At 39.8% G+C, this 7,318-nt stretch carries 7 protein-coding genes and 1 pseudogene; 7 read left to right on the top strand and 1 reads right to left on the bottom strand.

Features of this window, described 5'->3' with window-relative positions; all coding sequences use genetic code 11:
* Window positions 1–182: 182 nt before the first annotated feature.
* The 7 genes and pseudogenes from B4H32_RS10250 to B4H32_RS10215 all read left to right on the top strand — a co-directional run bounded on the left by B4H32_RS10250 (window position 183) and on the right by B4H32_RS10215 (window position 6,444).
* On the top strand, window positions 183–2,030 hold the full coding sequence (locus B4H32_RS10250) for an ABC transporter ATP-binding protein (RefSeq protein WP_286802836.1): 1,848 nt from the start codon (window positions 183–185) through the stop codon (window positions 2,028–2,030).
* Window positions 2,030–2,470 carry a MaoC family dehydratase gene (locus B4H32_RS10245; protein WP_004677821.1) on the top strand — a complete coding sequence of 147 codons (441 nt, stop codon included), beginning with the start codon at window positions 2,030–2,032 and terminating at the stop codon, window positions 2,468–2,470. The genes B4H32_RS10250 and B4H32_RS10245 overlap by 1 nt, the downstream gene beginning before the upstream one ends.
* 129 nt (window positions 2,471–2,599) lie before the next feature.
* Complete coding sequence (locus tag B4H32_RS10240; protein WP_004677822.1) at window positions 2,600–3,625, top strand: AraC family transcriptional regulator; 1,026 nt, start codon at window positions 2,600–2,602, stop codon at window positions 3,623–3,625.
* Between the two features lie 96 nt (window positions 3,626–3,721).
* Window positions 3,722–4,096 (top strand): glycine cleavage system protein GcvH, encoded by a 375-nt coding sequence (gene gcvH / locus B4H32_RS10235; protein ID WP_004758233.1) that lies wholly within the window; start codon window positions 3,722–3,724, stop codon window positions 4,094–4,096.
* A 51-nt stretch (window positions 4,097–4,147) separates the two neighbouring features.
* A pseudogene (locus B4H32_RS10225) lies at window positions 4,148–4,748 on the top strand (zinc-binding dehydrogenase); the annotation flags it as partial.
* A gap of 133 nt (window positions 4,749–4,881) precedes the next feature.
* A complete protein-coding gene (gene trmA, locus B4H32_RS10220; RefSeq protein WP_004680945.1) occupies window positions 4,882–5,967 on the top strand; it encodes a tRNA (uridine(54)-C5)-methyltransferase TrmA in 1,086 nt (361 codons plus the stop codon).
* A gap of 249 nt (window positions 5,968–6,216) precedes the next feature.
* On the top strand, window positions 6,217–6,444 hold the full coding sequence (locus tag B4H32_RS10215) for a hypothetical protein (protein WP_004680946.1): 228 nt from the start codon (window positions 6,217–6,219) through the stop codon (window positions 6,442–6,444).
* A gap of 32 nt (window positions 6,445–6,476) precedes the next feature.
* On the opposite strand, the gene B4H32_RS10210 is transcribed toward B4H32_RS10215, so the two are convergent.
* Window positions 6,477–7,211 (bottom strand): phosphodiester glycosidase family protein, encoded by a 735-nt coding sequence (locus tag B4H32_RS10210; protein ID WP_004680947.1) that lies wholly within the window; start codon window positions 7,209–7,211, stop codon window positions 6,477–6,479.
* Window positions 7,212–7,318 lie beyond the last annotated feature (107 nt).

Genomic DNA, 7,318 nt, shown 5'->3' with positions numbered 1-7,318 from the left:
CATTAAAGTACGTGTATGACGCCGTCCTATATGATGTCCTTGACGGTTCAATAAATCACCTAAGCTTTAGGCTGGACAAATGTCTCATTTTTAGAGATACGCTTTTCTCATCTATCAAGATTAATTTTCTGCTATCCTATCCAGAAGCTGAATCAGTACTTTAGAATTAGAGGAAAAGTGTAATGCTGCAATGGTTTGAAAAATTAGTTGATCCATATCCAACGAAAGACTTAAACAAACCATTACCCACCACGTTTTTCGCTTTCGTCTGGCAAGCCACCAAAGGCGTTCGTCCTTTCCTGTTTTTACTGATTGCCTGTACTGCAGCCGCAGCCTGTTTCGAGGCATTGTTCTTTTCTTATATTGGAAAACTGGTTGACTGGCTCACTAAAAGCCAACCCAATACCTTTTTAGAGACCAACCAACAAAATCTCACCATTCTGATTAGCATTCTGTTTGCCAATATTTTCTTTGTCAGTCTGCAATCTGTTATCAAGCACCAGGTTTTATTCAGTAATTTTCCAATGCGTCTGCGCTGGCGCTTTCATAACCTGTTACTTCAACAAAGTTTAGATTTTTTCCATACTGATTTCGCAGGGCGCCTTTCAGCCAAGGTGATGCAAACCGCTTTGGCCGTCCGTGAATTCTGGATGATCCTGGGTGATATGCTGGTTTATGTACTGATCTACTTTATTACGATTAGTCTGGTACTTGGTTCAATCTCCCCTGTACTCATTATTCCTTTGATTTTATGGCTGGCTCTATTTATCGCGATTGCCAGTTATTTCATTCCCCGTCTGGGCAAAGTTTCGCAGGAACAGGCTGATGCGCGCGCAGTGATGACAGGTCGTGTCACTGATGCCTATACCAATATTCAAACGGTGAAACTGTTTGCCCACGCAGGCCGTGAAAGCCAGTATGCCAAAGAATCCATGCAGGAATTTATGGTCACGGTGTATAAGCAAATGCGTCTGGGGGTGAAATACCAGATCAGTATTCGCCTATTGAGTGCTTTTCTGTTTATTGGCGTAATTGGCACATCGGTCTGGCTGTGGACGCAGGGTCAGGCTGCCATTGGGGTCATTGCGGCGACCACAGCAATGGTATTAAAACTGGATAGTCTTGCAGAATTTATTATGTGGCATGTCACCATGCTGTTTGAAAATGTCGGCACCATTCAGGATGGCATGAAAACCTTAGGTAAACCGATTCAGATTCAAGACAAAAAAGATGCAACTGAACTCAAAGTTCAACATGGTGAGATTCGTTTTGAAGATGTGAGTTTTGCTTATAATCAAAAGAATGTCATCGATCATTTCAATCTCACCATTAAACCAGGCGAGAAAATTGGTATCGTTGGGCGTTCTGGAGCAGGAAAATCCACCCTGATTCAACTACTCTTGCATTTCTACAAGCTCAATCAAGGTCGCATTTTGATTGATGGTCAAAGTATTCATGATGTCACACAAGATAGCTTACGTGCTAATATTGCCCTCGTGACTCAGGACACCTCTCTACTGCATCGTACGGTTGCTGAAAACATTAAGTATGGCCGCCCCAATGCGACTGAAGCTGAAATTCAACAGGCTGTCAGAAAAGCCAAAGCGGAAGAATTTATTTCACAGCTAACCGATATGAAAGGTCGTGTTGGCTTTGATGCCTATGTGGGTGAGCGTGGGGTCAAACTGTCTGGTGGGCAACGTCAACGTATTGCAATTTCAAGGGTTTTCCTGAAAGATGCACCAATTTTAATCTTGGATGAAGCTACCAGTGCACTTGACTCAGAAGTCGAGGCAGCCATTCAAAGCAGTTTAAATGAGTTGATGGTTGGCAAAACGGTTATTGCAATTGCACACCGTTTATCTACTATTGCCCAAATGGATCGTCTCATTGTGCTTGATCAAGGCAGAATCGCAGAGCAAGGTACACATGAACAGCTCATTACTCATGATGGCTTGTATGCTCAGCTATGGAAACGTCAAACGGGTGGTTTCCTGGTAGATCAGCGAGTGACTCAGGACGCAGAATAATGTTGTATTTAGAAGACTTAAAGGTTGGAGATCATTTCATCAGCCGTGAATATGAAATGACACTTGATGAGGTGAAACAGTTTGCTGGTCAATATGACCCACAACCTTTTCACCTGGATGAAGAAGCTGCCGCACAGCATCCTATCTTTCAGGGTTTGGCGGCGAGTGGATGGCATACCTCAGCAGTCACCATGCGTTTATGGACTGAATGTTTTCCTGTCGCAGGTGGTTTGTTGGGCACAGAGTCCAGTTTACGCTGGCCCCGTCCAACACGTGTTGGCGATAAAATTCATGTTGAAATTGAAATTACGGCAATTGTGCCATCTAAAACCAAAATTGATCGTGGTATCGTCAGCTATGTCACTCAGGCTTTGAACCAACATGGGGATGTGCTATTAATATCCACAACCAAAATTATGGTCTTCAGAAAACCAACCTGATTTTTGAACGATTAGGTGACTCCTTTGTCCAACAATTTTTATGATTGATAATTTTATTTCATGTAAAGATGTTTAAGACTTATATGTTTAAAAGATATTGGCAAAATTGATGAGCGCCACGGAAAGCACATGAAAACAACCTCAACTCGTCAAGATCAAGGCATACCAGGCGTCTATGGCTTATTGCTATTAGATGTTGTTTCTCGTTGGGGATATAACGATGAAACCTTATTTGCTCCATTTCGTTTAACCAGTGAGCAACTGGCCGATCCAAATTACCGAATTCCAACACCGATTGCAAATGAATTGGTGAAGCATTCTTTGCGCCTAACGGGTGAAAGCACGCTTGGCTTTCATTTAGGTACACAAATGCGAATTTCAATTCATGGCTTCATTGGCTATGCCATTATGACCGCGCATGACATTACCGATGCAATTGCACTTGCAAGCCGTTTTATTCAGTTACGCTTGCCTTTTTTACAGCTCTATTTTTCTACGTTTGGACCTAAAGCCACCTTGCAGTTGCAGTGTGACATTGAAGTTGAACCTTTACGCACTGAAATTATTCTCGGCCTCACCATCGGCATTATGACCATGGCAAGAGCATTGACAGGGATAGAAGATTTAAAAAGTGATGTTGACCTGGATTTTCCTGAACCTGCGGGTTTTGACAAATATAGGGATAAATTAAGCAGTACCATTCGCTTTAACCAACCACATCTGATTTCCAGCTTTGATAAAAAATATCTTGGCTTAAAGATGGTCAATGCTGACCCAATTGCCAGCCAGATTGCCATTAACCAGTGTGAAACTGAACTGTCTGCTCTAGGCGAGCGTCGCCGTCTGGCCATGCGTGTCCGTGATATTTTAACCAATTCTGAACAGCATTATTTAAGTATTGAAAGTGTTGCTGAACGTCTGCATATGTCTGACCGCACCTTAAAGCGTCAGCTTGCAGCTGAGGGTACATCTTTTTCAACACTGGTGGATGAAGTGCGTTATCGTCATGCCACTTCTCTGCTGTCACGTACAGATTATAGTCTGGAACAAATTGCAGATGAATTGGGTTATTCTGATGTGGCAAACTTTAGCCGTGCCTTTAAGCGCTGGAGTGGTCGTAGCCCAAGCAACTGGCGTAAAGACCCTTATTTATAATATTGCAAAGTGCTTCATTTTAAATACTTTTGTTTTGACCAAAAAACCTGTATAAAACCAGACAAAAATGATGAGACAGATTGTTAAGGAGTTGTCATGAACCATCCAGCAAATTTGAAATATGCGCGTACGCATGAATGGGTAAGAATTGAGGGTGACCTGGTTGTTACGGGGATTAGTGACCATGCACAGGATGAGTTGGGCGATTTAGTCTATGTGGAAACACCAGAAGTAGGCAGCCATGTGATTGCAACTGAACAGGCAGGTATTGTTGAATCAGTCAAAACTGCTTCTGACATTCATGCTCCTGTTTCAGGTATAGTGGTTGAAGTAAACACTGCGCTTGAAGATGATCCTGATTTCGTCAATGAAGAGCCGTATGGTAAAGGCTGGATTTACAAGATCAAGCCAGACAATATCGCTGATGTTGAAAAACTGCTTTCCAATGAAGAATACGAATCAGGTTTATAATTCTTTATAAACTTGAAGATAAAAAGCCCAGTCATATTGAACTGGGCTTTTTTTATCCTAGGACATGATTTGGCAGGAGTCGTTGTTGGGATTGGCAATCAAGTCAATAACTTTAAAGTCGGTGATGAAGTTTACGCCAAAACTGATCAGGTCGGTGCTTTTGCAGAATTTACCACGGAGAAACAAACTTCACTGGGTCAAGGCCTTAGGTGCAGATATTATTATTGATTACACCACGACTGATTTTGAACAAGTACTTCATGATTATGATGTGGTTTTTGATACTCAAGGCGATAAGATTTTAACAAAATCCCTGAATGTACTAAAACGTGGTGGGCAAATCATCCGTATTTCTGGACCTCCTGATCTAAATTTTGCGGAAGCTATCCATGCAAATTGGTTACTCAAAAAAGTGATTCCGCTACTCAGTTGGTCAATCCGTTGCAAAGCCAAACAGCGTGGTATTGATTATTCATTTTTATTTATGCAGCCCAATGGAGCGCAATTAACCCAAATCACACAATTGGACGAAGCCGAAAAGCTTAAACCCATCATTGATCAAATCCATGATTTTGATCAAGCCCAAGAAGCACTGCAATATGTCAATACTGGACGATCAAAAGGAAAAGTTATTTTAAAGATCAAGTCATAAAAACACCACTTTTCAATCATATTTAAATTGTTCATGTACTGTATGAACAATTTGAATATTAAGTTTAACCACACGCTCACCCTATTTTTTGCTACCATCCTCACCTAAATTTAATTTGTAATTTTTCACGCTTATGACCCTATCTTATCAACAGCAACTTCAAGAGAAAGTTGAACGCATTACCACACAATTTGCGCCGTTCACCCCTCCAACTTTAGAAGTGTTTCAATCACCTGAACAACATTTCCGTATGCGTGCCGAATTCCGTCTCTGGCATACCGAAAATGATTTGTTCTATGCCATGTTTGAACGTGCTGAAGATGGTAAACAAAAAGAAGTTATTCGTGTGGATGAGTTCCCAATTGCGGATCAAAGCATCAATGATTTGATGCCACGTTTATTAGAAGAATTAAAAGCAATTCCTATTTTATCAGAACGTATTTTTGAAGCTGATTTCCTTGCCACATTGAGCGGAGAAATGTTGGTGACTTTAATTTATCATCGCCGTTTAGATGAAGATTGGGAAATCGCTGCGAACGCTTTAGCAGAAAAGCTGAATATTAAAATTATGGGACGTAGCCGTGGCCAAAAAGTGATTATTGGTGACGACTACGTGGTTGAACAACTCAATGTTCATGGTCGTATTTTTAAATACAAACAAATTGAAAGTAGCTTTACACAACCCAATGCACAAGTGTGCCAACATATGTTGGAGTGGGCTTGTGATGCTGCTGAAAGCTCTGAGAAAGACCTATTAGAATTGTACTGTGGTAATGGTAACTTTACCCTGCCACTCTCTTTGAAATTTAAACGTGTCCTTGCAACTGAACTTGCTAAATCTTCAGTCTACGCAGCGCAATGGAATATTGAGCAGAATCAAATTGATAATATTCAAGTAGCACGTTTATCAGCTGAAGAGTTTACTCAGGCGTATCAAGGTGAAAGAGCGTTTAGACGCCTCCAAGAAGCCGAAATTGATATTCAAAGCTATGACTTTGATACGGTATTTGTCGATCCCCCGCGCGCAGGAATTGATGACGAAACGTTGAAACTATTACAAGGCTTTAAGCGTATTCTTTATATTTCATGCAATCCAGATACCTTGCATGATAATTTAAAAATACTCAGTCAAACACATCGTATTATAAAATTTGCGATGTTCGATCAATTCCCTTTTACTCATCATGTGGAATCTGGTGTATTGCTCGAAAAAATTTAAACAAATTATTGCAAAGTAACCATTTAAAATAGAGAATTTCCATAACTCTCTATTTTTATTCAAAGTTTTTACTAAAAAAAATGATGTTTTTCAAAGATCAAGTCATTCTACTGTCATAATTTCGTTAGAAACAAAAAGAATCATCGAAAAAACTGAAGTTCAACTGCTGCTTTTATCACTTAAGCTGACTTGTATTTTATTTTAAAGTGACTATATTTCGATCTATGTTAGGTTGTATATGAAGGCTCTATGAGTTTTTGGCAAAAATTGTTTAATGCAGATCAGCAATATAATGAACACAAGAACCAAACCTCTTGCGTTGAAAATGATTATTCTTGCAAATCAAATGAACAACTACTGGATGCTTTAGTCAAAGCAACAGATGAAGATGTGATTAAAGGCATCAAAAAAGTATTGATTTCCCGAGGCTACAGTCGCAAGGAATTACTTGCACTCACTAAGCCACCAATCCAATAAAAATAAAATTCTCCCTAATTTCTTAAATGGGATTAGGGACAATCTTTCCGACTCACTTCCCCAACAATTGGCCCTAAATTAAAAGTCTTGTCATGACGTTTAGTTTGGGACGAATATAAACTTGAAATTGAACCATCCAGATACAGCGCATTATCCACTTTTAGTTGTTGCTTAAAAAATTGTGCAAACTGATAGAAACTGACCCGTTGTTTCGAAATGACAAAATACAATTGATTATCCTTGATCCCCACACCATTCCTGATTTTTAAGGAATTTGAGTCAGGCAAGAACTGGCGATTCATTTTGCCATTATTTACCAGCATAGGTCCTGACTGAGTGGCAAACTGAGGCTTAAACCCATCATGCTTATATTCCGTGGTTGTTTTAATCACCGCTTGTTGATCATTCCAGGCAACCACCCCATTCGGTTGCATAAAGAAGTTACCAAAACCTGTTTCTTCATTTAACTGATTTATTTGCTTTCCATTTTCGACATATAACCCAACAGGTTGAAAGTCAGCATGATACATCCCTGCATTCATGGCAAAATTTAACTGTGCACATTTTGGCAACTCCCGTTTAATATTAGAAAACTTCTGGTAATAACGATCTGTCTTAGGACTTTTTAGGAACAATTTAAGCTGTCTCAGATCCTCTATTTTGATGACCTCATATTGAACATGTTGTACGTTAAATGTTTGTTGCCGCATTGCGTAAGTTGCTGGAACAATTGCCAATCCCAATACAATTAAAAGATATTTTTTCATTAGGCTATCAAACTTTCTTTTTCATATGGATTATTTTCACACAATCAGGAAAAAAACAAGGCTCTAGTCTAGACCCTTATAAATATATAGGACTTACGCACTGTTAT

It is taken from the genome of Acinetobacter sp. UBA2063 (assembly GCF_002333245.1).
GTDB classification, from domain to species: domain Bacteria; phylum Pseudomonadota; class Gammaproteobacteria; order Pseudomonadales; family Moraxellaceae; genus Acinetobacter; species Acinetobacter parvus.
This window is presented reverse-complemented; position numbering and strand designations above follow the sequence as displayed.

Coding starts and splice junctions, on each gene's coding strand:
- B4H32_RS10250 (WP_286802836.1), top strand. CDS start 183: ATGCTGCAATGGTTTGAAAAATTAGTTGATCCATATCCAACGAAAGAC.
- B4H32_RS10245 (WP_004677821.1), top strand. CDS start 2,030: ATGTTGTATTTAGAAGACTTAAAGGTTGGAGATCATTTCATCAGCCGT.
- B4H32_RS10210 (WP_004680947.1), bottom strand. CDS start 7,211: ATGAAAAAATATCTTTTAATTGTATTGGGATTGGCAATTGTTCCAGCA.
- B4H32_RS10240 (WP_004677822.1), top strand. CDS start 2,600: ATGAAAACAACCTCAACTCGTCAAGATCAAGGCATACCAGGCGTCTAT.
- trmA (WP_004680945.1), top strand. CDS start 4,882: ATGACCCTATCTTATCAACAGCAACTTCAAGAGAAAGTTGAACGCATT.
- B4H32_RS10215 (WP_004680946.1), top strand. CDS start 6,217: ATGAGTTTTTGGCAAAAATTGTTTAATGCAGATCAGCAATATAATGAA.
- gcvH (WP_004758233.1), top strand. CDS start 3,722: ATGAACCATCCAGCAAATTTGAAATATGCGCGTACGCATGAATGGGTA.